The organism is Nocardioides plantarum, from assembly GCF_006346395.1.
Classification (GTDB): domain Bacteria; phylum Actinomycetota; class Actinomycetes; order Propionibacteriales; family Nocardioidaceae; genus Nocardioides; species Nocardioides plantarum.
Map to the genome: position 1 here is coordinate 515,261 of NZ_VDMS01000001.1, position 22,521 is coordinate 537,781.

Sequence of the window (22,521 nt, forward strand, 5' to 3'; positions counted from 1 at the left end):
ATCGGCAACGGGACCGCACCACCCGCCCCACTAGGTTGACGCCCATGTTCTCGAAGGTGCTGGTGGCCAACCGTGGCGAGATCGCGATCCGGGCGTTCCGCGCGGCCTACGAGGTGGGTGCGCGCACCGTCGCCGTCTTCCCCCACGAGGACCGGTGGTCCGAGCACCGCCTCAAGGCCGACGAGGCCTACGAGATCGGCGAGCGCGGCCACCCGGTGCGCGCCTACCTCGACCCCGAGGCGATCGTCGCCGTGGCCGTCAAGGCCGGCGCCGACGCCGTCTACCCCGGCTACGGCTTCCTGTCCGAGAACCCCGCCCTCGCCGAGGCCTGCGCCAACGCCGGCATCACCTTCGTCGGGCCCACGTCGACGGTCCTGGAGCTGACCGGCAACAAGGCGCGCGCGATCGCGGCGGCCAAGGCGGCCGGCGTACCCACGCTGGCCAGCGTCGAGCCCGGCACCGACGTCGACGCCCTGGTGGCCGCGACCGAGGCCGCGCGTGACGGCGCCGGGATGCCCTATCCCCTGTTCGTCAAGGCCGTGGCCGGTGGCGGCGGCCGCGGGATGCGCCGTGTCGAGCGCCCCGAGGACCTCCGCGAGGCGGTCGAGACCTGCATGCGTGAGGGCGAGGGCGCCTTCGGCGACCCGACGGTGTTCATCGAGCAGGCCGTCGTCGAGCCGCGCCACATCGAGGTGCAGATCCTCGCCGACGGCGAGGGCAACGTCATCCACCTCTTCGAGCGCGACTGCTCGGTGCAGCGCCGGCACCAGAAGGTCGTCGAGATCGCCCCGGCGCCCAACCTCGACCCGGAGCTGCGCGAGCGGATGTGCGCCGACGCGGTGCGCTTCGCCCAGGAGATCGGCTACCGCAACGCCGGCACCGTCGAGTTCCTGCTCGACCCCGACGGCAACTACGTCTTCATCGAGATGAACCCCCGCATCCAGGTCGAGCACACGGTGACCGAGGAGGTCACCGACGTCGACCTCGTCCAGTCCCAGCTGCGGATCGCCTCGGGTGAGACCCTCGCCGACCTCGGCCTGTCGCAGGACAACATCGTGCTGCGCGGCGCCGCCCTGCAGTGCCGGATCACCACCGAGGACCCGGCCAACAACTTCCGTCCCGACACCGGGATCATCACGACCTACCGCTCCCCCGGCGGCGGCGGCGTCCGTCTCGACGGCGGCACCGTCTACACCGGCGCCGAGGTCTCGGCCCACTTCGACTCGATGCTGGCCAAGCTGACCTGTCGCGGCCGCACGTTCGAGAAGGCCGTGGAGAAGTCGCGCCGCGCCGTCGCGGAGTTCCGCATCCGCGGCGTGGCCACCAACATCCCGTTCCTGCAGGCGCTCCTCGACGATCCCGACTTCGCCGCCGGGCGCGTCACGACGTCGTTCATCGAGACCCACCCCCACCTGCTCAACGCCCGCAGCTCGGGCGACCGCGGCACCAAGCTGCTCAGCTACCTGGCCGACGTCACCGTCAACCAGCCCCACGGCGCCGCTCCCGTCACGCTCGACCCGGCGACCAAGCTGCCCGACGTCGACCTCGACGTCCCGGCGCCCGACGGCACCCGGCAGCTGCTCCTCGAGCTCGGCCCCGAGGCCTTCGCCCGCCGGCTGCGCGAGCAGAACACCGTGGCGGTCACCGACACGACCTTCCGCGACGCCCACCAGTCACTGCTCGCCACCCGGGTCCGCACCCGCGACCTGCTCACGGTCGCCGGCCACGTCGCGCGCACCACCCCTGAGCTGTGGTCGCTCGAGGCCTGGGGCGGGGCGACGTACGACGTCGCGCTGCGCTTCCTCGGCGAGGACCCCTGGGACCGGCTGGCCGCGCTGCGCCAGGCAGTGCCCAACATCCAGCTGCAGATGCTGCTGCGCGGCCGCAACACCGTCGGCTACACGCCCTACCCCCGCGCGGTCACCGAGGCGTTCGTCGAGGAGGCCGCGGCCACCGGCATCGACGTCTTCCGGGTCTTCGACGCGCTCAACGACGTCGAGCAGATGCGCCCCGCCATCGAGGCCGTGCGCGCGACCGGCACCACGCTCGCCGAGGTCTGTCTCTGCTACACCGGCGACCTGTCGAGCCCGGGCGAGAAGCTCTACACCCTCGACTACTACCTGCGGCTCGCCGAGCGCATCGTCGAGGCCGGCGCCCACGTGCTCGCGATCAAGGACATGGCCGGCCTGCTGCGCGCCCCCGCCGCCCGCACACTGGTCACCGCCCTGCGCGAGCGCTTCGACCTGCCGGTCCACCTGCACACCCACGACACCGCCGGTGGCCAGCTCGGCACCCTGCTGGCCGCCATCGACGCCGGCGTCGACGCGGTCGACGCCGCCACCGCCTCGATGGCCGGTACGACGTCGCAGCCGCCCCTGTCGGCGCTGGTCTCCGCGACCGACCACTCCGCCCGCGAGACCGGTCTCTCGCTCGCGGCGATCAACGCCCTCGAGCCCTACTGGGAGGCGACCCGGCGGGTCTACGCGCCGTTCGAGTCGGGGCTGCCGTCGCCCACCGGCCGCGTCTACCGCCACGAGATCCCCGGCGGCCAGCTGTCCAACCTGCGCCAGCAGGCGATCGCGCTCGGCCTCGGCGAGAAGTTCGAGCAGGTCGAGGACATGTACGCCGCCGCCAACGACATGCTCGGCCGGATCCCCAAGGTCACCCCGTCGTCCAAGGTGATCGGCGACCTCGCCCTGTCGCTGGTCGGCATCGGCGCCGACCCCGCGGAGTTCGCTGCGTCGCCCGAGAAGTTCGACATCCCCGACTCGGTCATCGGCTTCCTCAACGGCGAGCTGGGCGACCCGCCCGGCGGGTGGCCCGAGCCCTTCCGGACCAAGGCCCTCGAGGGACGCACCTGGAAGGCCCCGGCCGAGTCGCTGACCCCGGAGGCCGAGGCCGGTCTCGCCGGCGGGTCGCCCTCGCGGCGTCGTACGCTCAACGAGCTGCTGTTCCCGGGCCCGACCAAGAGCTTCCTCGAGGTCCGTCAGACCTACGGCGACGTGTCGGTGCTGCCGACACTCGACTACCTCTACGGACTTCGCCAGGGCGACGAGCACGAGGTCGAGATCGAGCCGGGCAAGACCCTGCTGATCGGGCTGTCGGCGATCAGCGACCCCGACGAGCGCGGCTACCGGACCGTGATGGCCATGATCAACGGCCAGATGCGGCCGATCTCGGTGCGCGACCGCAGCGTCTCCTCCGAGGTCGCGGTCGCCGAGAAGGCCGACCCCGCCAACGACCGGCACGTCGCGGCGCCCTACCAGGGCGTCGTCACCCTGGCCGTCGCCCAGGGCGACACCGTCGAGGCCGGCCAGACCCTCGCCACCATCGAGGCGATGAAGATGGAGGCCTCGATCACCGCTCCCGCCGCCGGCACCGTCGAGCGGCTCGCGGTGTCGGTCACCCAGGCCGTCGACGGCGGCGACCTGGTGGTCGTGCTGGGCTGAGCGGCCCGGTCAGGCGCGCACGACGAACCAGGTCGAGTTGAGCCCGAAGAACGACCGGAACTGGTCGCCGGTCAGCGTGGAGGTCGCCTTCGACCCGACCACCCGGATCGACGTCACCCGGCCGCCCCACTCGCCGTGGCCGTCGCGGCGGATCGTGTCGAGGCGGACGAAGGTGCCGATGGCCGGCAGCGCGCGCTCGAGCTCGGCGGGCGCGATCGAGTCCTCGACGCCGCGGAACACCTTGTCGGCGTTGTCCTGGCGGGCGACCTGGTAGGTCTGGGAGCCGCCGGCCGTCCAGCCGCCGTTGCTGGCCGAGAACTGGGTGAACGCCGGCCGGCCGCCGCTGGTGAGCACCTGCCCGGCCGTCGCCTTGATCGCGGCGTCGGTGGTGTCGACCTCGTCGGCGTAGCCGCCGTAGACCTGCGACGACGTCGTGTCGTCGACGTGGAAGTAGCGCGTCGAACGGTCGTTGCGCTCGAAGGCGGCATAGGTGCGGGCGGCGACCGCCTGGGCCTGTAGCGCGGCGGGGCGCCACGACGCGAAGACCTCGCGGGGCACCACGCCGCGCAGGTAGGACTCCAGCGGGACGACGTTGACGGTGTCGCGCGTGGTCGCGGACGACGACGGCAGAGCCGAGCGCAGGGCTCCGCGGTAGGCCTTGGTGCCCGTCGGTGTGACCAGGGTGATCGGCAGTCCGCCCGCGGAGAACTCGGCCTGCCCGGCCAGGGTGCGCCACGTGCGCCACGACCCGGTGGCGGCCCGCCACGCGACGGTGCTGCGCCCGCCGGACGCCGCGACGATCTTCCAGCGCTTCGCCGCCACCGGGCTGTCGAGGCGGTAGGCCTTGCCGGTGCCGAGGCTGCGCACGCTGAGGCCGGCGCGGTCGACGATCACGACGTCGGACGACGTGTCGGCGGTGATCAGGACCTTCATCGAGCCGGTGCTGGTGCCGGTCGCCAGGCCTGGGTAGTAGAAGCGCAGGATCTCCTGGCGCGTGTGTCCGAGCTTGGCGCGCGCCTGGGCGCCGTACTGCGACAGGCCGCGGCCGTGGCCGAACCCGTTGGTGAGCAGGCGCACCGTGGCCGCGCGCGGCTCGGCGGGGTCGGCGGGGTCGGCGGCCTGCGCCGTCGCGGGCAGCCCGAGGTGGGCCGAGAGCGCGACGGCGGCGGCGGTGGCTGTGGCGGCGACGAGACGTCTCACCGGGACTCCTGGGCGTGGGGGGAGGTTTGCGGGGGGCCGGGTGGTGCGAAGGGGTGGAGGCCAGGTGAGAGTACGTCAGTGGCTGCCGCAGCCGCAGCCGCGGAAGACCACGACCGCTCCGCACGCCGCGACCACCCCCACCCCCGCCCGCAGGAGGCACCGTGAACCCGTTCGCCCCCCGGAGGCGTCGCCGGCAGGAGCGCGCGGAGGCCTACGAGCAGTTCTCGGCCCGGCGCCGCTACCTGCGCGAGGACATCACGGTCTTCGGCGAGGAGCTCGGCCAGCTGCACCTGGACACCCTGGCCGACACCCTCGGCCCCGACGCCACCGCCTACTACCGCCACGCCCTGGAGTCCTACGAGCGCGCGAAGGCCGGCCTCGTGGCCGCCGAGGTCGCAGCCGACCTCGACCCGGTCGCCGCCGACCTCGTCGACGGACGTCACCAGCGCGCGTGCGTGCTGGCCACCGTCGCCGGCTCTCGCCGGCCGGACCGGCTCGCGGAGTGCTTCTTCAACCCCCAGCACGGACCCTCGTCGACCGAGGTCACCTGGGCACCGCCCGGCGGGGTCGAGCGCCGGGTCCCCGTCTGCCGCGCCGACGCCAACCGGCTGCTGCACGGCCAGGCCCCCCGGATGCGACTGGTGCTGGTGGGCTCGCGCTACGTCCCGCTCGCGATCGCGCGCGACGCCGACGACGAGCGGTTCCCGGTGTACGTCGACGAGCACCTGGTCCGCGAGGTCCGACACCACGCCCACGCGCAGGCCGAGCTCTACGGGTTCCAGCAGGGTAGGGTCGGCGGGGGCAACGAGTTCTTCGGCGGCTGACGCGCGCTCAGAAGCGGTGCAGGCGGCGGGCGGCCTCGGCGATGGAGCCGCTGACCGACGGGTAGACCGTGAACGCCTGGGCCAGCTGGTCGGCGGTCAGGGACTCCGCGACCGCGATCGACACCGGGTGGATCAGCTCGCTGGCGCGCGGGCCGACGACGACACCCCCGACGACGATGCCGGTGCCGGGGCGGCACAGCAGCTTGACGAACCCGTCGCGCACGCCCTGCATCCGGGCCCGGGGGTTGCCCGACAGCGGCAGGGTGACGACCTCGGCCTGGATCTCGCCCGCGTCGACGGCCTGCTGGGTCCAGCCGACGGTGGCGATCTCGGGAGCGGTGAAGACGTTGGAGGAGACCTTCTTGAGGTCGAGCGGGTGCACCGTGTCGCCGAGGAAGTGCCACATGGCGATCCGGCCCTGCATGGCGGCGACGCTGGCCAGCATCAGCACGCCGGTGCAGTCGCCCGCGGCGTAGACGCCCCGCGCGGAGGTGCGCGAGACCCGGTCGACGTTGACGAACCCGTTGTCCTTGAGGACCACGCCGGCCTCCTCGAGACCGAGGTCGACGGTGTTGGGCACCGACCCGAGGGCCAGGATGCAGTGACTGCCCTGCACCTCGCGGCCGTCGGTCAGGCGGACCGTGACGACGTCGCCGTCGCGGGTCACCGACTCCATCCGCGACTTCGACAGCACGGTCATCCCGCGCCGGATCGAGACGTCCTCGAGCACCTTGGAGGCGTCGGCGTCCTCGCCGGGCAGCACCCGGTCGCGGCTCGACACCAGCGTGACCGGGATCCCGAGCGCGAGGTAGGCGCTGGCGAACTCCGCACCCGTCACGCCGGAGCCGACGACGATGAGCTCGGTCGGCACGTCGGTGAGGTCGTAGACCTGCTCCCAGGTCAGGATCCGCTCGCCGTCGGGCTGCGCGCTCGGCAGCGTGCGCGGCGCGGCGCCGGTGGCGACGAGGATCGCGTCGGCGTCGTACGACGCCCCGTCGACCACCACGCAGCCGGGGCCGTCGAGGCGTCCGCGCCCCTGCACGACGCGCACGCCCTCCTTGTCGAGGCGGCGCGCGATGTCGGCGCTCTGCTCGCCCGCCAGCGCCTTGACGCGGGCGTTGACCCGGGCCAGGTCGACCCGGATCGTGGTGGCGGCGTCGCCCTCGTGGTCGTGGAAGTCGATGCCGAGCTCAGCCGCGGCCGCGACCTCGGTCATCACCTCGGCCGTCGCGATCAGCGTCTTGCTCGGCACGCAGTCGGTCAGCACCGCCGACCCACCGATGCCGTCGGAGTCGACCACCGTGACCTCGGCCCCGAGCTGGCTCGCGACCAGGGCTGCCTCGTAGCCACCGGGTCCTCCACCGAGGATGACGACCTTGTCGCTGCTCATGGGCTCAGGCTATCGAGGGCGATCCCGCGCCCGGTCGGGGCGTCGCGGGCGGGCCGGGACGGGGTCGTGTGCCCCACACCGACCCGAGGACCGTCCTCAGGCACACGACCACACCCGCCCGCACCCGACCCGATCAAGCCACTGACAAACCGGCGCCCCAGCACGCAAGCGGGCACAGGCGCCCGGGCCACACGTCGAAGCAACCACACGGCGCACGCCGACGGCGACGGTCCCCCGCGCGGGTCGGGCCCGCCGTACCAAGCAGCGGCAGCCCTACGAGAGTGCGGCGGGCCCGCCGCGCGAGACCGTTGCCGGCGGCACGTCAGATCAGAAGTTGATCATGTGGCCGGAGATCCCGTGCACGGCCTCCTTGACGGCCTCGGACAGGGTCGGGTGGGCGAAGATGTTGCGCGAGACCTCGTCGGCGGTGAGGTCCCACTGCTGGGCGAGCGTCAGCACGGGCAGCTGCTCGGTGACGTCGGGGCCGATGAGGTGGGCGCCCAGGAGCTCCTTGTGCTCGGCGTCGGCGACGACCTTGACGAACCCGACACCCTCGCCGAGGCCCTGGGCCTTGCCGTTGGCCGAGAACGGGAACGTCGCCGTCCGGACGTCGTAGCCCTTGTCCTTGGCCTGGGCCTCGGTGTAGCCGAACGACGCGACCTGCGGCTGGCAGTAGGTCGCGCGCGGCACCATCACGAAGTCGATCTCCATGGTCTCGGCACCGGCGATGGTCTCGGCCGCGACGATGCCCATGGCCTCGGCGACGTGGGCGAGCATGAACTTCCCGGTGACGTCGCCGATGGCGTAGACGTTGTCGACGTTGGTGCGGCCGCGGCCGTCGACGTCGATCGCGCCGCGCTCGGTGGTCGCGACGCCGATCGCGTCGAGGCCGTAGCCCTCCAGGCGCGGGGCGAAGCCGAAGGCCGCGAGGAACTTGTCGGCCTCGAGCACCTGCTCCTCGCCGCCGGCGGCGGGGGCGACGGTGACCTTGACGCCGGAGCCGGTGTCCTCGACGCCCTTGACGGCGGTGGAGGTCAGCACCTTCACGCCGAGCTTCTTGTAGTGCTTGGCGAGCTCCTTGGACACGTCGGCGTCCTCGGTGGGGACCATCCGGTCGAGGTACTCGACGATGGTGACGTCGACGCCGAAGTTCTTCATCACGTAGGCGAACTCGACGCCGATCGCGCCGGAGCCGCCGATGATGATCGAGGACGGCAGCTCCTCGTCGAGGATCTGCTCCTCGTAGGTCACGACGTTGCCGCCGATGGTGACGCCGGGCACGGTGCGCACGGTGGCACCGGTGGCGATGATCAGGTTGTCGAAGGTGTGGGAGGCGGTCTCGCCGTCCTTGGTCTTGACGTCGATGCCGGTCGACGAGGTCAGGGTGCCCCAGCCGTCGATCTCGGTGATCTTGTTCTTCTTCATCAAGAAGTGGACGCCCTTGACGATGCCGGCGCTGACCTGGCGGCTGCGCTTGAACGTCGGCCCGTAGGACATCGTCGCGTCGCCCTCGATGCCGTACTTGGCCTTGTCGTGGGTCAGCGTGTGCGCCAGCTCGGCGTTCTTGAGCAGCGCCTTGCTGGGGATGCACCCGACGTTGAGGCAGACGCCGCCCCAGTACTTGTCCTCGACGACGGCGACGGACTTGCCGAGCTGGGAGGCGCGGATGGCGGCGACGTAGCCACCAGGGCCGGCACCGAGGACGAGGACATCGAAGTGGCTCACGTCCTCGATCGTAGTGCGGGCCCCAGGCCGCCCGGCCGCGGGCACTACGCTGCGGTCCGTGACGCTGTACGCCGCCTACGGGAGCAACCTCGACCCGGCCCGGATGAGCGAGCGTTGTCCTCACTCCCCGCTGCAGACGACCGGCTGGCTGACCGGCTGGCGCCTGACGTTCGGCGGCGAGGACCTCGGCTGGGACGGCGCCCTCCCGACCCTGGTGCAGGACCCGCTCGAGCAGGTCTTCGTCGCGGTCTACGACGTCGGCCCCAAGGACGAGGCGACGCTCGACGGCTGGGAGCAGGCCGACTCCGGTCTCTACCGCAAGACCAAGGTGCGGGTCTCCACCATGACCGGTGAGCTCGTCGTGTGGACCTACGTCCTCGACGCCTACGAGGGTGGACTGCCCTCGGCCGTCACCCTCGGCGTCCTCGCCGACGCCGCGGAGGCCGCCGACGCCCCCGAGGACTACGTCGGCGCGCTGCGCCGACGGCCGTGCCGCTCGATGGGGCTCTGAGCGTCACCCAGGCCGACTCCTCGGTACGACGTCCTAGAGTCACGCCTTGTGAGTGACTCCACCCCGACCCCCCATGACCTGGCCCGTGCGGCCGCCGCCCGCCTCGCCGAGCTGACCGGCGTCGAGCGACACGACGTCGCGCTGGTGCTCGGCAGCGGATGGCTGCCCGCCGTCGGCGCGCTCGGCGAGGCGACCGCCGAGATCGACACCACCGACCTGCCGGGCTTCTCGGCGGCCGCGGTCGTCGGCCACTCCGGCAAGATCCGCAGCATCCGGGCCGGCGACAAGCAGCTGCTGGTCTTCCTCAGCCGCACGCACTACTACGAGGGCAAGGGCGTCGCGGCGGTCGTGCACGGTGTCCGGACCGCGGCGGCCGCCGGGTGCCGGGCGATCGTGCTGACCAACGGCTGCGGCGGGCTCAAGGAGACCTGGAGCCCGGGCACGCCGGTCCTCATCAGCGACCACATCAACCTGACCGGTCGGTCCCCCATCGAGGGGGCCCACTTCGTCGACCTCACCGATCTCTACTCCCCCCGGCTGCGGGCCATGTGCCAGCAGGTCGACCCGAGCCTCGACGAGGGCGTCTACGTCCAGTTCCCCGGGCCCCACTACGAGACTCCGGCCGAGATCGGCATGGTCCGCGCGATCGGCGGCCACCTGGTCGGCATGAGCACGACCCTCGAGGCGATCGCGGCCCGCGAGGCCGGGCTCGAGGTCCTCGGCATCAGCCTGGTCACCAACCTGGCCGCGGGCATCAGCGGCGAGCCGCTCGACCACAGCGAGGTGCTCGAGGCCGGGCGCGCCGCGGCCAGCCGGATGGGCGACCTGCTCGGGCGCGTCGTACCCGGGATCTGAGCGAGCCCGCCGTGACCGACACCCCGTCCAGCTCTGCCGACGAGACCCGCCGCCGTCTCGTCCACGCCGCGACCGTGGGGTTCGCCGAGAACGGGGTCCACACGGCCTCGCTCCTCGAGATCACCCGCAAGGCCGGCCAGCGCAACCGGGGCGCGGTCCACTACCACTTCGCCTCGCGCACGGGCATGCTCGTCGCGGTCCTCGAGCAGCACGTCGAGATGCTCGCCGCACGCGAGCGCGAGCTGCTCGCCGTCGCGCAGGCCCGACCCGACACCGACATCGCCTCGGCGGTGGAGGCACTGGTGCGACCGGCGGTCGAGCTCGCCGAGCTGGGCAGTGAGGGTCGGGCCTACCTGATGATCCTGGCCCAGCTGGTCGAGGAGAACCCAGAGACGATGGACCCCGACGTCCTCGGCGCCCTCGAGCGGCTGGGCGGGTACGACGCCTACGCGCTCCTCGAACGACGAGTGCCCCCGCTCCCCGACGACGTGCGCTCCGAGCGCCTGTCGCTGGTGACGGCGTTCATCCTGCGCACCATCGCCGACCGCGGCCGGGCCGGCGAGCGCCCCTCGTCGCGCCGCCAGCTCGAGCCCGAGCCGTTCACCGCCAACCTGGTCGCGATGGTCGTCGGGATGCTGAGCGCGCCGGCCCCCTGAGCGCCTGCGTGGGCCGGGAGACCACCGGGGCTACGTTGAGGTTAGGCTAACCTTAATCAGTTGCCTTGCCGTGCTCTCGGGCCTCCCAGACTCAGGACCCAGCGTTGACCACTCGTCCCACCGTGCGCGCCGTCGCGAGCGCGCTCGCCGTCCTCGTCCTCGCCGGCTGCGGCCCGGTCCTCGGCTCCGACGAGGAGCAGAAGACGCAGGACCGAGCGCAGACCCGGGTCCCGACCCTGGGCGAGGTCACCCCGCTCGCGGACCCGCGCTCCTGGGACGGGGTGGTCGACCTCGCCCTGCCCGATCCCGAGATCGTCCCGGTCGAGTCCGACCCGCGGCCGGTGCTGCCGGCGACCGTCACCGACGCCCAGGGCGAGAAGGTCGTCGTCGACGACGTCAGCCGGATCCTCGCCCTCGACATCTACGGCACCCTGGCCCACACCGTCTTCGACCTCGGACTCGGCGACCACGTCGTCGGCCGCGACCTGTCGGCGTCGTTCCCCGAGATCGAGGACCGCCCGCTGGTCACCGAGAACGGCCACGAGCTCAACGCCGAGGCGATCCTCGACCTCGACCCCAGCGTGATCATCACCGACACCTCCCTGGGCCCCTACGACGTCCTGCTGCAGCTGCGCGACGCCGGCATCCCCGTGGTCTTCGTCGACTCCCACCGCGGCACCGACAACCTCGCCTCGCTGACCCAGGAGGTCGCCGACGCCCTCGGTGTCCCCGAGGCCGGCCGGGTGCTCGGCGCCCGCATCGAGAAGCAGGCCAAGGCCACCGAGGCGGCCATCGCCGAGGTGGCCCCGGCCGACGTGACCGGCAAGCTGCGCACGGTCTTCCTCTACGTGCGCGGCCAGGCCGGCGTCTACTACATGTTCGGCGAGGGCTCCGGCGCCGACTCCCTCATCGAGGCCGCCGGCGGCTACGACGTCGCCGGCGAGATCGGGTGGAAGGGCATGCGCCCGGTCACCGACGAGGCCCTGATCGAGGCCGCACCCGACGTGCTGCTGATGATGAGCAAGGGCCTGGAGTCGGTCGGCGGCGCCGACGGCCTGCTCGAGCGGTTCCCGGCGCTGGCCAACACCCCGGCCGGCGAGCGCGAGCGCATCGTCGCCATGGACGACGACGTCGTGCTGAGCTTCGGTCCCCGCACCTCCGACGTCCTCAACGCCCTCGCCGTCGCGCTCTACGCGCCCGACGCGCTCTAGACGCTGCGCCCACGATGACCCAGACCGCGCCCTCCCCGGCCACGACGACGACCGGGCCTGCCGCCGTACGCCGACCGCGCCGGCACCCGGGCCGACCCACCGTCCTCCTCACGGTGCTGGCGGTCGGCCTGCTGGTCGGCTCGCTCGTGGCCGCCGGGTCCGGCCAGCTCGTCATCCCCTTCGACCAGGTCCTCGGGTCGGTGCTGCACCGCCTGGGCCTCGACCTCGGTCCGATGCCCACCCACCCGCGCGGCGACGACACGCTGTGGTCGGTGCGCTTCCCGCGCGTCACCATGGCGATCCTCGTCGGCGCCGCGCTCGGGGTCGCGGGCGCGCTGATGCAGGGCGTCTTCGGCAACCCGCTCGCCGAGCCCAGCGTCGTGGGCGTCTCCGCGGGGGCCGCGGTCGCCGCCGCCGCCTCGATCGCGTTCTCGTGGACCTTCGCCGGGCAGTGGACCATCGCCGTCTGCGCCTTCGTCGGCGGGCTCGCGACGACCCTGGCCGTCTACGCCCTCTCGCGCGCCGACGGCCGCACCGAGGTGGTCACCCTCGTGCTCACCGGCATCGCCGTCAACGCGGTCGCCGGGGCCGCGCTGGCGTTCCTGCTCTTCGTGGGCGACACCCAGGCCCGCGAGCAGATCGTGTTCTGGCAGCTCGGCAGCCTCAACGGCAGCCGCTGGCAGTACGTCGCCGTGGTGGCCCCGTTCGCCGTCGTCGGCTGCGTCGTCGCGCTGCTGTGCGCGCGTCGCCTCGACCTGCTCGCCCTCGGCGAGCGACCCGCACGCCACCTCGGCGTCGACGTCGAGCGGCTGCGCGTCGGGCTGATCGTCGTGGTCGCGCTGCTGACCGCCGCGGCCGTCAGCTTCTGCGGCATCGTCGCCTTCGTCGGGCTCGTCGTCCCCCACCTGGTGCGGATGGTCGTGGGGCCTGCACACCGCGTCGTGCTGCCCGCCTCGATGCTCGCGGGGGCGCTCGTGCTCGTCGTCGCCGACACCGTGGCCCGGTCCTTCGTCGCCGGCGCCGACCTCCCCATCGGCATGCTGACCTCGCTGGTCGGCGGTCCGTTCTTCTTCTGGATGCTGCGTCGTACACGCCGCTCGGCGGGGGGCTGGGGATGACGCCACCGCCCTCCGCGCTCGTGGCCCGCGGGGTCGTCGTGCGCTTCGGCACGACCACCGTGCTCGACGGGGTCGACCTCGACGTGCGCCACGGCGAGGTCCTCGCGCTCGTGGGACCCAACGGTGCCGGCAAGTCCACGCTCCTCGCGGTCCTCGCCGGCGACGTCGTGGCCGACGAGGGCAAGGTCGAGGTGCTGGGTCGTCCGCTCGACGAGTGGCGGCTGCGCGACCTGGCCCGCGAGCGCGCCGTACTCACCCAGGAGCACGCCGTCGCCTTCCCGTTCCCCGTCGAGCACGTCGTCCGGATGGGCCGCGCGCCCTGGCGCGGCCGGCCCGAGGAGGACCACGACGACGAGGCGGTCCTCGACGCCATGACGACCACCGACGTCACCCACCTCGCGCCCCGCCCGTTCGGCGCGCTCTCCGGCGGCGAGAAGGGCCGCACGTCGTTCGCGCGGATCCTCGCCCAGCGCACCGGCGTCCTGCTGCTCGACGAGCCGACCGCCGCGCTCGACCTCGGGCACCAGGAGGCCGTGCTCGCCCGGGCCCGCGCCCAGGCCGACGCGGGCGCCGCGGTGGTCGTCGTCCTGCACGACCTCAGCCTCGCCGCCGCGTGGTCCGACCGGGTCGTGCTGCTGCGGCACGGTCGCGTCGCCGCCGAGGGCCCGCCACCCCGGGTGCTGCACGGGCCACTGCTGAGCGAGGTCTACGACTACCCCGTCGAGGTGCTCCCCCACCCCGTCACCGGCGACCTGCTGGTGCTCCCCGACCGCCTTACCGCGAAGGAGCAGCCATGAGGCGCACGCTCGGCCGCCGCACCACCGTGCTCGTCACCCTGGGGCTGCTCGCCCTGGGCGTCGCGCCCGCCCACGCCGACTCCCGCGTCGAGGTGACCAACGACCGCGGCACCAGCAGCGCCGACCTGACCTACCAGACCCGGCTCACGATCGACGGCCGCGGCTTCCAGGTCGTGCGCGGCGGCTTCGGCGGCGTCTACGTGCTCTTCGGCTGGGTCGACGACCCCACCGGCAGCTCGTGGAAGCCCTCGCGGGGCGGGCTCACCGGTCGCGACTACCAGTACATCCCCGACGCCGAGACCACCGCGGACAGCAAGGGCTACCTGCGCTTCGTCGCCTTCCCCGGCAGCTCCACGGCCGGCGAGGCCGCGGCGGTGCTGTCGGGCTCGGGGGGCTTCCGCGTCGAGCTGACCGTCCCCGGCCCGGTCTTCCAGAGCGTCGACCGCGACGGCAAGGTCGCCGAGGTCGACTGCCGCACGGTCACCTGCGGCGTCATCACCGTCGGCGCGCACGGCGTCAAGAACGCCCGCAACGAGACCTTCACCCCCGTCGCCTTCGACCGCGTGTACGACGCCGCGCCGGCCGGGACGACCGCACCGACGGGGTCGCCCTCCACCGCACCGTCCGCCGCACCGTCCGCCGCGCCCACCACCTCGCCCACCGCTCAGCCCACTGCCGCGGCCTCGAGCGGGACGACCTCGGGAGCGTCACAGGCTGGTGCGGGCCGGGTCGGCGCCGCGGGCGTCACCGTCGACCGGACCACCGCCGTCCGCGGACACGCCATGACGTTCTCGGCCCGCGGCTTCTCCCCCGGCGAGCAGGTCGTCGCGGTCCTCGACGACGGGGCCGTCGCGCTCGGCCCGATGGCCGCCGGCACCTCCGGCGAGGTGGCCGGGGTCCTGCAGCTGCCGCTCGACCTCGAGGTCGGCACCCACGAGCTGAGGGTCACCGGTGCCGCCTCGGGCACCACGCGGACCGAGCGGTTCCCGGTCGCGGCCGGCGATCCGACGCCTGCCAGCACGGCCGGGGCCTCGACCTCGACCGACGGCTCCTCGCCCTCGGGCGCGCTGGTCTTCCTCGCCGTCGCGGTCGGCGTGTTCGTGCTCGCGGCGCTGGCGTTCCTCCGCACGAGACTGCGCGGCCGCAGCCGCCGTACCGCTGCTCCCGCGGTGACCACGTGAGCGCCCGCGCACACGGCCTCGTCGCCGCAGTCGCCGCCCTCGTCGTCCTGCTGCTGGCCGGCCTGGGGCTCACCGGCATCGCGGTCGCCGACGAGACAGCCACCCCCGACCCGACCCCCACCACCGCACCCACCACCGCACCCACCACCGCACCGACCGGGACCCCGCCGGCCGGCCCGACCTCGCTCGACGACGCGGTCCTCTCGTGGAGCGTCAACAACGAGAGCAACAACAAGGCCTTCGCCCCAGGCACCTACAACTTCCTGTCCGCCGGCGCGGTCCCGGACCCCGGACGAGGCGGGCAGAGCATCGTCAGCCCCGGCGTGTGGCGCGGCACCAGCACCCGGGCCTGGCGCGCCCGCGTCGGCGACGTGGCCCTGCAGAAGCGGCGTACCGACGGCACCCTCGCCGCCGCCACCTTCGGCGGTCTCGCGACGGGACCCGACGGCACGCCGCTCACCTCCACCACAGGACCGTTCTCCGGTCACCGGATCGTGCTCAGCGGCGGCCGCGGCACCGTCGACGCGAGCGCCGGCACCGCCTCGATCGCCTGGACCGGCACCTTCTCCGTCGTCTACTACTCAGGGCTCACCTTCTTCACCGTCACCGACCCCACCCTCGACGTCGCCGACGGCACCGGCCGGCTGCGCGCGACCGTCGCCGGCTACGCCGCCGACCGCACCGACCCCGAGACGTGGTCGGCCGTGCCCGCCCGGCGCGTCGTGCTCGCCGACCTGCCCGCCGTCGACCTCCGCCCCACGACCGGCTTCACCGCACGACCCGCCTACCTCGGCGTACGCCGCGACGGCGGCGACCAGGTGCGCGAGGGCAGCTCGTGGGGCGCGTTCCCGGCCTCGTTCCTCGACTACATGGACCGGGTCGGGTCCGCCGCCTTCTGGTACTCCACCGGCGGGGCCGCCGACCCCCACAAGGTCCCCCTGCCCGTCACCGTGTCGTACGACGCAGCCCGCCCCGTCACCCCGCCGACCGAGCAGCCCACCGACGGCCCCGGCGGCGACCCGAGCGGCGCGCCCACCGCCGAGCCCACGACGTCGGTCGGCCCGACCCCGCCGGAGCCGACCACGCCGTCGGCCCCCGCCTCCCCCTCCACCACGCCCGCACCGACCGCACCCACCCAGCCACCGGGCCCCGCCCTGCCGGCGCAGCCGCTGTCGCCCGTCGCGGGTCCCCCGGTCGCCGTCGTCGCCCCGGCCGCCGTACCCCAGCCCACGGTGCCGCCGACCGTCTACCGCCTCAGTGCCGCCGAGACAGGTGAGACCGGCGAAGCGGCTGCCCCGGCCGGGTCCGGCGCTGCCTGGGCCTGGTGGCTCGGGGGCCTCCTGCTGGTCGCCGCCGCCGGACTCGCCCGGACCGTCGCGCTCGCGGGCCGGTGATGCGCGGCTAACCTCGGAGCGTGCCGAGGATCAGCGCCGGCTCCGTCGAGGAGCACCGCGAGCAGGTTCACCAGCGCGTCTTCGACGCCCTGGCGACGCTGCTCGGCGAGCGCAGCCTCGACGCCATCAGCATGGCCCAGCTCGCCGCCGCGGCCGGCCTGGGGCGCACGGCGATCTACCACCACTTCCCCGACAAGGAGGCGGTGGTGGTGGCGTTCGCGTCCCACGAGACCAGTCGCTACCTCGAGGGGCTGCGGGCGGGGCTCGCCGACGTGGAGGGGCCGGTCGAGCGGTTCCGCGTCTACGTGCGCCACCAGCTCGAGGCGGGCCAGCAGTTCCACATGGGCCTGGGCAGCCAGCTCTACGCCGCCCTGTCCCGCGACTCGATGCTCGCCATCCGCGACCACGTCGTCGAGGTCGAGCAGGTGCTGCGCGACCTCCTCGCCGACGGCGTCGCCTCCGGTGACTTCACGGTGGAGGACGAGGCGGCCACGATGTCGCTCGTCCACGCCTGCCTGTCCCCCCGCACCCTGCCCCCCGACGCGGTCGAGCGCTTCGTCCTCCGCGCCCTCGGCTCCTCCCACCCGCCGGGATAGTCCCTGACGTAGATCAAGGCGGGAAGCCGACCCGCCTTGATCTACGTCAGGGACTATCGCGCCGACCCGGCCAAAGTAAGGCGAGGCTAACCACATGCTGGTACGGTTGTTGACAGACCGTCAGCATCTTGCCGACACTATGTCAGTAACCTCGGGACCCGCCGCCAGTACTGGAGACGCCGCATGACGATCACCGCCGACAGCCTCGCCACCGACCACCCGACCGGCACGACGAGCCTGTCCACCGCGATGCGCGAGGGGTCGAGGGCCGAGCACGAGGCCGCGGAGAGCACCTCCTTCATGGCCGAGCTGCTCGAAGGCCGGCTCGTGGCGCAGGCCTACGTCGACTACCTCGCGCGCTACCGCGGCATCTACGCCGCACTCGAGGACGCGCTCCGCACCCACGCCGGCGACCCGCTGGTCGGCGCCGTCCACGACGGTGCGCTCGAGCGCCTCGAGGCGATCGACGCCGACCTCGCCCACTGGGCCCCCGACCGCGACCCCGCCGCCCCGGTCGACTCCCCCGCCGCGACGGCGTACGTCGCGCGCATCCGCGCCGCGGCCGACGAGGCCGCGGCCGGCTGGGGCGGCGCCCTGGCCGCCCACCACTACACGCGCTACCTCGGCGACCTCTCCGGTGGCCAGGCGATCGGCCGCATCCTCGACCGCAGCTTCGACCTCGACGGCGCCGGCGTCGCGTTCTACGACTTCGCCGAGATCCCGAAACCCAAGCCCTACAAGGACGCCTACCGCGCCCGGCTCGACGCCCTCCACCTCGACGAGGCCGCCGTCGCGCGCGTGGTCGCCGAGGTCAAGGTCGTCTTCGGTCTCAACCAGGCCGTCTTCGTCGAGCTCGGCGAGAGCCTCCCGGCCTACCGCCGCTGATGCGCCCTGTTGCCGCCTTGTGCTGGAGCGTGCTCCAGGGTTGACTGGTCCGATGACCGACGGGCTCACCATCGCCGAGGCGGCCGAGCGGCTCGGGCTCACCCCCGACACGCTCCGCTACTACGAGAAGGACGGGCTGCTCCTGCGTCCCGTCGGCCGCGCCGCCAGCGGCCACCGCCGCTACGGCCCCCACGACCTGCGCTGGATCGAGCTGGTCACCCGACTGCGGTCCACCGGCATGGCGATCCGCGACGTACGCCGCTACGCCGACCTGGTCCGTGAGGGCGACGGCACCGAGGCCGCCCGGCTCGAGCTGATGCGCGAGCACCGGCGCAAGGTGCTGGCCCAGCTGGCCGAGGTCCAGGAGCACCTGGGCGCGATCGACCACAAGATCGGGATCTACACCGACATCCTCGAGGGGCGCGACGTCGGCGCTGCCTGACCCATGCCGGTCGTCGACCCACGCCGGTCGAGGTGCGAGGCGCCCCGGCGCCGAGCCTCGAGACCCCCGCAGCCGGCGCACCTGGCCCGATCGCACGGGTCGCGTCGCTGGGATCGGCTGCGGTGGTCTCGGCTCACTCGCGCGGGTTCGCAGGCTCACCCGCGTCGCTCGCTCGACCTGCGCACGCCACGACACACCGCTCGTTCCTCGCGGTGTGTCTGCGTGCTTGACCTGGAGCGCGCTCCAAGGGACAAGGTGGAGGACATGACACTCCAGACCCGCACGCTCGGTACCGACTCCCCGCTCGACGTCTCAGCCCTCGGCCTCGGCTGCATGGGCATGTCGGAGTTCTACGGCACCCCCGACGAGGCGGGCGGCATCGCCACCATCCACCGCGCCCTCGACCTCGGGGTCACCTTCCTCGACACCGCCGACATGTACGGCCCGTTCACCAACGAGCGGCTCGTCGGCAAGGCCATCGCCGAGAGCAGCCAGGGCCGCGACGGCGTCGTGCTCGCGACCAAGTTCGGCAACGAGCGCGGCGAGGACGGCTCCTACCTCGGCGTGAACGGCCGCCCCGACTACGTCCGCTCGGCCTGCGACGCCTCGCTGCAGCGGCTCGGCGTCGACCACATCGACCTCTACTACCAGCACCGCGTCGACAAGACGGTCCCGATCGAGGAGACCGTGGGCGCCATGAAGGAGCTCGTCGAGGCCGGCAAGGTGCGCCACCTCGGGCTCTCCGAGGCCGGGCCCGACACGATCCGCCGCGCCCACGCCGTCCACCCGATCACCGCCCTGCAGACCGAGTACTCCCTGTTCACCCGCGACCTCGAGTCCGAGATCCTCCCGGTGCTCCGCGAGCTCGGCATCGGCCTGGTGCCCTACTCCCCGCTCGGGCGCGGCATCCTCACCGGCACCATCACCCGCGGCTCGCTGAGCGACGACGACTCGCGCAACAGCCGCTTCCCGCGGCTCAACGGGGCCGCCCTCGACGCCAACCTGGTGCTGGTCGAGCGGGTCAAGGAGATCGCCGCCGAGAAGGGCGCTACCCCGGGCCAGCTCGCCCTCGCCTGGGTCCTCGCCCAGGGCGACGGCCACGTCGGGGTCGCCCCGATCCCGGGCACCAAGCGGGTCGCCTACCTCGAGGAGAACCTCGGTGCCGCCGACGTGGAGCTCACGACCGGCGACCTGGCCCGCATCGCGGACGCGGTCCCGGCCGACGCCGTCGTCGGCGACCGCTACGGCGACATGAGCACCGTCGAGGCCTGAGCCGTCTCGAGCCGCCCACCGAGGTACGGCCTCGGTGGGCGGGGCTGGTTCACGGACCGACCCGGCCACCTCCCAGGTCCAGGCGACGCTCCAGCGCCTCCCAGGCGCGCGCCGCCTGACGTCGTACGTCGGCCCGGTCGTCGTCGAGACCGGCCCGGACGGCCCCGACGTGCTCGCGGTCGCCGCAGACGGCCAGGCACCGCAGGGCCTGCACGCGGACCCGGGGCAGGGCGTGCCCGGCCAGCCGCGCGGCCCCGTCACCCGCACCGGCCACGTCGTGGCGGGTCGCGACCTTGAGGCACATCTCGGCGGGACGGTAGTGCTCGTCCTCGAGCCCCCGCACCACGGCCGCCGTGGCCGCGTCCGACCACACGTGGAGCAGGCCCCGTGCGCCCCACGAGCGCACCCAGTGGTCCTTCCAGGCGTCGTGGTCGAGCACCGGGTCGCCCGGGCGCCAGCCGTGCCCCGTCAGCATCCGCAGCTCCTCGACGTACCGCTCGCGCGGAGCCCCGTCGAGCAGGTCCACGCACACCGCCACGAAGGCCGGTACGCCGATCCGCCCGGCCAGCTCGCGGATCGACCCGGCCACCGGTCGACGCTCGGGCCGGTGCTCCGGAGGCGGGTCGGGCATGGCGCTACGGTGCCTCACATGAGTCCCGACGTCGACGTGCTGCTCCAACGCGCCCGGGCCTGGATGGCCGAGGACCCCGACCCGCAGACGCGCGCCGAGCTCGAGACCGTGGTCGCCGACGTGACGGCCGGCGGCCCCACCGACGACCTCGCCGACCGGTTCCGCGGCACCCTCGAGTTCGGCACCGCGGGCCTGCGCGGCGCCCTGGGGGCAGGGCCGAACCGGATGAACCGCGTGGTCGTGCTGCGCGCGGCGGCCGGCCTGGCGGCCTACCTGCGCCAGCTGGACCGCCACGGCCAGTCGGGCCAGCAGTCGGTCGTCATCGGCTACGACGCCCGGCACAACTCCGACGTGTTCGCCCGCGACACCGCCGAGGTGATGACCGGCGCCGGTTTCACCGCCTGGGTCATGCCGCGCCCGTTGCCGACCCCGGTCCTGGCCTACGCCATCCGCGAGCTGGGCTGCGCCGCCGGCGTCATGGTCACCGCCAGCCACAACCCACCGCAGGACAACGGCTACAAGGTCTACCTCGGCGACGGCAGCCAGATCGTGCCGCCCGCCGACCACGACATCGCCGCCCACATCGACGCGGTCGGCCGGCTGGCCGACGTCCCGCGCGGTGACTCCGGCTCGGTGCTGAGCGAGGAGCTGGTCGACCACTACCTCGACACGGTCGCCGCGCTGGCGCAGGACGGTCCCCGCGACCTCAAGGTCGTCTACACGCCCCTGCACGGCGTCGGCGGCACCTCGGTGCTGCAGGTGCTCGAGACCGCGGGGTTCGGCGAGCCGCGGGTGGTCGCGGAGCAGTTCGAGCCCGACCCGGACTTCCCGACCGTGGGCTTCCCCAACCCCGAGGAGCCGGGTGCGATGGACCTCGCGCTCGCGCTGGCCGAGGAGTCCGGCGCCGACCTGGTCGTGGCCAACGACCCCGACGCCGACCGGTGCGCGGCCGCGGTGCCCGTGACCTCCGGCTCCGGCTGGCGGATGCTGCGCGGCGACGAGGTCGGCGTCCTGCTCGCCCACCACCTGCTCTCCCGCGGGCGCGTCGGCACCTACGCCACCTCGATCGTGTCCTCGTCCCTGCTGGCCAAGCTCGCCGCCGCGGCCGGCCAGCCGCACGAGGAGACGCTCACCGGGTTCAAGTGGATCGGTCGTCTCCCGGGGCTGGCGTTCGGCTACGAGGAGGCGCTCGGCTACTGCGTCGACCCCGAGCACGTCAGCGACAAGGACGGCGTCTCCGCCCTGCTCCTGCTCTGCGAGCTGGCCGCCCGGCTCAAGGCCGAGGGCCGCGGGCTGCCCGACCTGCTCGACGACATCGCCCGCGAGCACGGCCTGCACGCGACCGACCAGGTGTCGGTCCGGGTGGCCGACCTCGACGTGATCCCCGCGGCCATGGCCCGCCTGCGCGCCCAGCCGCCCACCAGCCTGGGTGGGCTCGACGTGCTAGCCGTCGACGACCTCAGTGCCGGCAGCGGCGGTCTCCCGCCGACCGAGGGCCTGCGCTACCGCCTGGCCGACGGCGCTCGGGTGATCGTGCGGCCCAGCGGCACCGAGCCCAAGATCAAGTGCTACCTCGAGGTCGTCGTCCCCGTCGAGGACGGCGTCGAGGACGGCGTCCAGGCCGCCCGCATCAACGCCGCTGGTCGCCTCGACGCCCTCGGCACCGACATCCGGGCCGCTGCGGGGCTCTGACCCCGACGACCCCGGTGACCCCCGGGGCCGGTCAGAGCACGACCGCGAGCACGACCGCGAGCACCGAGGCGCTCAGCGCGGCGATCTCGGGCCACGCCCACGTACGCCGGATGCCCTCGGCCAGGGCGTCCTGCTCGCGCGAGCCGACCCTCACGCCCGCACGGGTGCGGGCGTCGGCGGCCAGGGAGCTCAACCGGCTCTCGACGTAGAGCCCGAAGGACGCTCCGTCCGCGTCACCCGCGTCGGCGCCGATCGCGCCTCCCAGCGTGCTCGCCCCACCGAGCGCGCCCGCGCCGCCCGCACCCCCGCCTCCTGCGCCGGTGCCGCGGACCTGGTCGCGGAACATCTCCCGGCGTCCTCGACCCACGGCCGCGGACGAGTACTTCCGGTCGCCGGCGACCACCGACAGCACCTGGCGCACCGAGACCTGCTCGATCGCGCCCAGCGGGATCGAGACGGTGTCGACCATCCCCCGCAGCATCAGGTCACCGCCGGCGACGCTGACCGACGGGCGCAGCAAGGCCGTCCACGACAGCACCAGGATCAGGACGCCGATGCTGGGCACCTCCCAGGTGATCGGCGAGCCGGACAGGCCCCCGACGACGAGAGCTGCTCCGACGAGCAGGCCGATGATGCCGAACACCCGGCCGCTGGTCGCGCCGAAGCTCTCGCGCTGGTTGTCCCCGTCCATG

General features: G+C 73.5%; 20 protein-coding genes. 15 read left to right on the top strand and 5 right to left on the bottom strand.

Translation table 11 applies throughout. From position 1 onward, the window contains the following. Window positions 1-44 precede the first annotated feature (44 nt). Window positions 45-3,449 carry a pyruvate carboxylase gene (locus FJQ56_RS02395; RefSeq protein WP_140007596.1) on the top strand — a complete coding sequence of 1,135 codons (3,405 nt, stop codon included), beginning with the start codon at window positions 45-47 and terminating at the stop codon, window positions 3,447-3,449. 9 nt (window positions 3,450-3,458) lie between these two features. Here the strand turns inward: FJQ56_RS02395 and FJQ56_RS02400 are convergent, their stop codons facing one another. Further along, on the bottom strand, window positions 3,459-4,649 hold the full coding sequence (locus FJQ56_RS02400) for a SpoIID/LytB domain-containing protein (RefSeq protein WP_140007597.1): 1,191 nt from the start codon (window positions 4,647-4,649) through the stop codon (window positions 3,459-3,461). Window positions 4,650-4,810: 161 nt separating this feature from the next. Here FJQ56_RS02400 and FJQ56_RS02405 point away from each other — a divergent pair, with 161 nt between their 5' ends. Continuing rightward, window positions 4,811-5,473, top strand: a complete 663-nt coding sequence (locus FJQ56_RS02405) for a hypothetical protein (protein WP_140007598.1) — start codon at window positions 4,811-4,813, stop codon at window positions 5,471-5,473. A 7-nt stretch (window positions 5,474-5,480) separates the two neighbouring features. Here the strand turns inward: FJQ56_RS02405 and FJQ56_RS02410 are convergent, their stop codons facing one another. Both FJQ56_RS02410 and lpdA read right to left on the bottom strand, forming a co-directional pair. Beyond that, window positions 5,481-6,863: an NAD(P)H-quinone dehydrogenase gene (locus FJQ56_RS02410; RefSeq protein WP_140007599.1), complete on the bottom strand. Its 1,383-nt coding sequence runs from the start codon at window positions 6,861-6,863 to the stop codon at window positions 5,481-5,483. 327 nt (window positions 6,864-7,190) lie between these two features. Continuing rightward, a complete protein-coding gene (gene lpdA, locus FJQ56_RS02415; protein ID WP_140007600.1) occupies window positions 7,191-8,588 on the bottom strand; it encodes a dihydrolipoyl dehydrogenase in 1,398 nt (465 codons plus the stop codon). 58 nt (window positions 8,589-8,646) lie between these two features. Here lpdA and FJQ56_RS02420 point away from each other — a divergent pair, with 58 nt between their 5' ends. The 12 genes from FJQ56_RS02420 (at window position 8,647) to FJQ56_RS02475 (ending at window position 19,506) form a co-directional block, all read left to right on the top strand. After that, on the top strand, window positions 8,647-9,099 hold the full coding sequence (locus tag FJQ56_RS02420) for a gamma-glutamylcyclotransferase family protein (RefSeq protein ID WP_140007601.1): 453 nt from the start codon (window positions 8,647-8,649) through the stop codon (window positions 9,097-9,099). Window positions 9,100-9,147: 48 nt separating this feature from the next. After that, window positions 9,148-9,954, top strand: a complete 807-nt coding sequence (locus FJQ56_RS02425) for a purine-nucleoside phosphorylase (protein WP_140007602.1) — start codon at window positions 9,148-9,150, stop codon at window positions 9,952-9,954. 11 nt (window positions 9,955-9,965) lie between these two features. Further along, a complete protein-coding gene (locus tag FJQ56_RS02430; RefSeq protein WP_140007603.1) occupies window positions 9,966-10,610 on the top strand; it encodes a TetR/AcrR family transcriptional regulator in 645 nt (214 codons plus the stop codon). A gap of 104 nt (window positions 10,611-10,714) precedes the next feature. After that, window positions 10,715-11,821, top strand: a complete 1,107-nt coding sequence (locus FJQ56_RS02435) for a heme/hemin ABC transporter substrate-binding protein (RefSeq protein WP_246083954.1) — start codon at window positions 10,715-10,717, stop codon at window positions 11,819-11,821. A gap of 14 nt (window positions 11,822-11,835) precedes the next feature. After that, the gene (locus tag FJQ56_RS02440) at window positions 11,836-12,939 is read left to right on the top strand and encodes a FecCD family ABC transporter permease (RefSeq protein WP_140007604.1); all 1,104 of its coding nucleotides are present in this window, start codon (window positions 11,836-11,838) and stop codon (window positions 12,937-12,939) included. Further along, window positions 12,936-13,736 carry a heme ABC transporter ATP-binding protein gene (locus FJQ56_RS02445; RefSeq protein WP_140007605.1) on the top strand — a complete coding sequence of 267 codons (801 nt, stop codon included), beginning with the start codon at window positions 12,936-12,938 and terminating at the stop codon, window positions 13,734-13,736. The genes FJQ56_RS02440 and FJQ56_RS02445 overlap by 4 nt, the downstream gene beginning before the upstream one ends. Then, window positions 13,733-14,917: a hypothetical protein gene (locus FJQ56_RS02450; protein ID WP_140007606.1), complete on the top strand. Its 1,185-nt coding sequence runs from the start codon at window positions 13,733-13,735 to the stop codon at window positions 14,915-14,917. Before FJQ56_RS02445 ends, FJQ56_RS02450 begins: the two co-directional genes overlap by 4 nt. Then, window positions 14,914-16,311: a hypothetical protein gene (locus tag FJQ56_RS02455; RefSeq protein ID WP_140007607.1), complete on the top strand. Its 1,398-nt coding sequence runs from the start codon at window positions 14,914-14,916 to the stop codon at window positions 16,309-16,311. Before FJQ56_RS02450 ends, FJQ56_RS02455 begins: the two co-directional genes overlap by 4 nt. A gap of 20 nt (window positions 16,312-16,331) precedes the next feature. Next, window positions 16,332-16,907, top strand: a complete 576-nt coding sequence (locus FJQ56_RS02460; RefSeq protein ID WP_140007608.1) for a TetR/AcrR family transcriptional regulator — start codon at window positions 16,332-16,334, stop codon at window positions 16,905-16,907. Between the two features lie 183 nt (window positions 16,908-17,090). Beyond that, window positions 17,091-17,792 (top strand): biliverdin-producing heme oxygenase, encoded by a 702-nt coding sequence (locus FJQ56_RS02465; protein WP_140007609.1) that lies wholly within the window; start codon window positions 17,091-17,093, stop codon window positions 17,790-17,792. Window positions 17,793-17,844: 52 nt separating this feature from the next. After that, a complete protein-coding gene (locus tag FJQ56_RS02470; RefSeq protein WP_140007610.1) occupies window positions 17,845-18,234 on the top strand; it encodes a MerR family transcriptional regulator in 390 nt (129 codons plus the stop codon). 264 nt (window positions 18,235-18,498) lie between these two features. After that, window positions 18,499-19,506 (top strand): aldo/keto reductase, encoded by a 1,008-nt coding sequence (locus tag FJQ56_RS02475; protein ID WP_140007611.1) that lies wholly within the window; start codon window positions 18,499-18,501, stop codon window positions 19,504-19,506. Window positions 19,507-19,555: 49 nt separating this feature from the next. Here FJQ56_RS02475 and FJQ56_RS02480 read toward each other — a convergent pair whose 3' ends face one another. Then, window positions 19,556-20,137 carry a HEAT repeat domain-containing protein gene (locus FJQ56_RS02480; RefSeq protein ID WP_140007612.1) on the bottom strand — a complete coding sequence of 194 codons (582 nt, stop codon included), beginning with the start codon at window positions 20,135-20,137 and terminating at the stop codon, window positions 19,556-19,558. An 18-nt stretch (window positions 20,138-20,155) separates the two neighbouring features. On the opposite strand from FJQ56_RS02480, the gene FJQ56_RS02485 reads away from it, so the two are divergent. After that, on the top strand, window positions 20,156-21,829 hold the full coding sequence (locus FJQ56_RS02485) for a phospho-sugar mutase (protein ID WP_140007613.1): 1,674 nt from the start codon (window positions 20,156-20,158) through the stop codon (window positions 21,827-21,829). Window positions 21,830-21,860: 31 nt separating this feature from the next. Here FJQ56_RS02485 and FJQ56_RS02490 read toward each other — a convergent pair whose 3' ends face one another. Next, window positions 21,861-22,520: a hypothetical protein gene (locus FJQ56_RS02490; protein ID WP_140007614.1), complete on the bottom strand. Its 660-nt coding sequence runs from the start codon at window positions 22,518-22,520 to the stop codon at window positions 21,861-21,863. Between the last annotated feature and the right edge of the window lies 1 nt (window position 22,521).

Coding starts and splice junctions, on each gene's coding strand:
- FJQ56_RS02475 (WP_140007611.1), top strand. CDS start 18,499: ATGACACTCCAGACCCGCACGCTCGGTACCGACTCCCCGCTCGACGTC.
- FJQ56_RS02450 (WP_140007606.1), top strand. CDS start 13,733: ATGAGGCGCACGCTCGGCCGCCGCACCACCGTGCTCGTCACCCTGGGG.
- FJQ56_RS02480 (WP_140007612.1), bottom strand. CDS start 20,137: ATGCCCGACCCGCCTCCGGAGCACCGGCCCGAGCGTCGACCGGTGGCC.
- FJQ56_RS02490 (WP_140007614.1), bottom strand. CDS start 22,520: ATGGACGGGGACAACCAGCGCGAGAGCTTCGGCGCGACCAGCGGCCGG.
- FJQ56_RS02410 (WP_140007599.1), bottom strand. CDS start 6,863: ATGAGCAGCGACAAGGTCGTCATCCTCGGTGGAGGACCCGGTGGCTAC.
- FJQ56_RS02395 (WP_140007596.1), top strand. CDS start 45: ATGTTCTCGAAGGTGCTGGTGGCCAACCGTGGCGAGATCGCGATCCGG.
- FJQ56_RS02485 (WP_140007613.1), top strand. CDS start 20,156: ATGAGTCCCGACGTCGACGTGCTGCTCCAACGCGCCCGGGCCTGGATG.
- FJQ56_RS02470 (WP_140007610.1), top strand. CDS start 17,845: ATGACCGACGGGCTCACCATCGCCGAGGCGGCCGAGCGGCTCGGGCTC.
- FJQ56_RS02445 (WP_140007605.1), top strand. CDS start 12,936: ATGACGCCACCGCCCTCCGCGCTCGTGGCCCGCGGGGTCGTCGTGCGC.
- FJQ56_RS02465 (WP_140007609.1), top strand. CDS start 17,091: ATGACGATCACCGCCGACAGCCTCGCCACCGACCACCCGACCGGCACG.
- FJQ56_RS02440 (WP_140007604.1), top strand. CDS start 11,836: ATGACCCAGACCGCGCCCTCCCCGGCCACGACGACGACCGGGCCTGCC.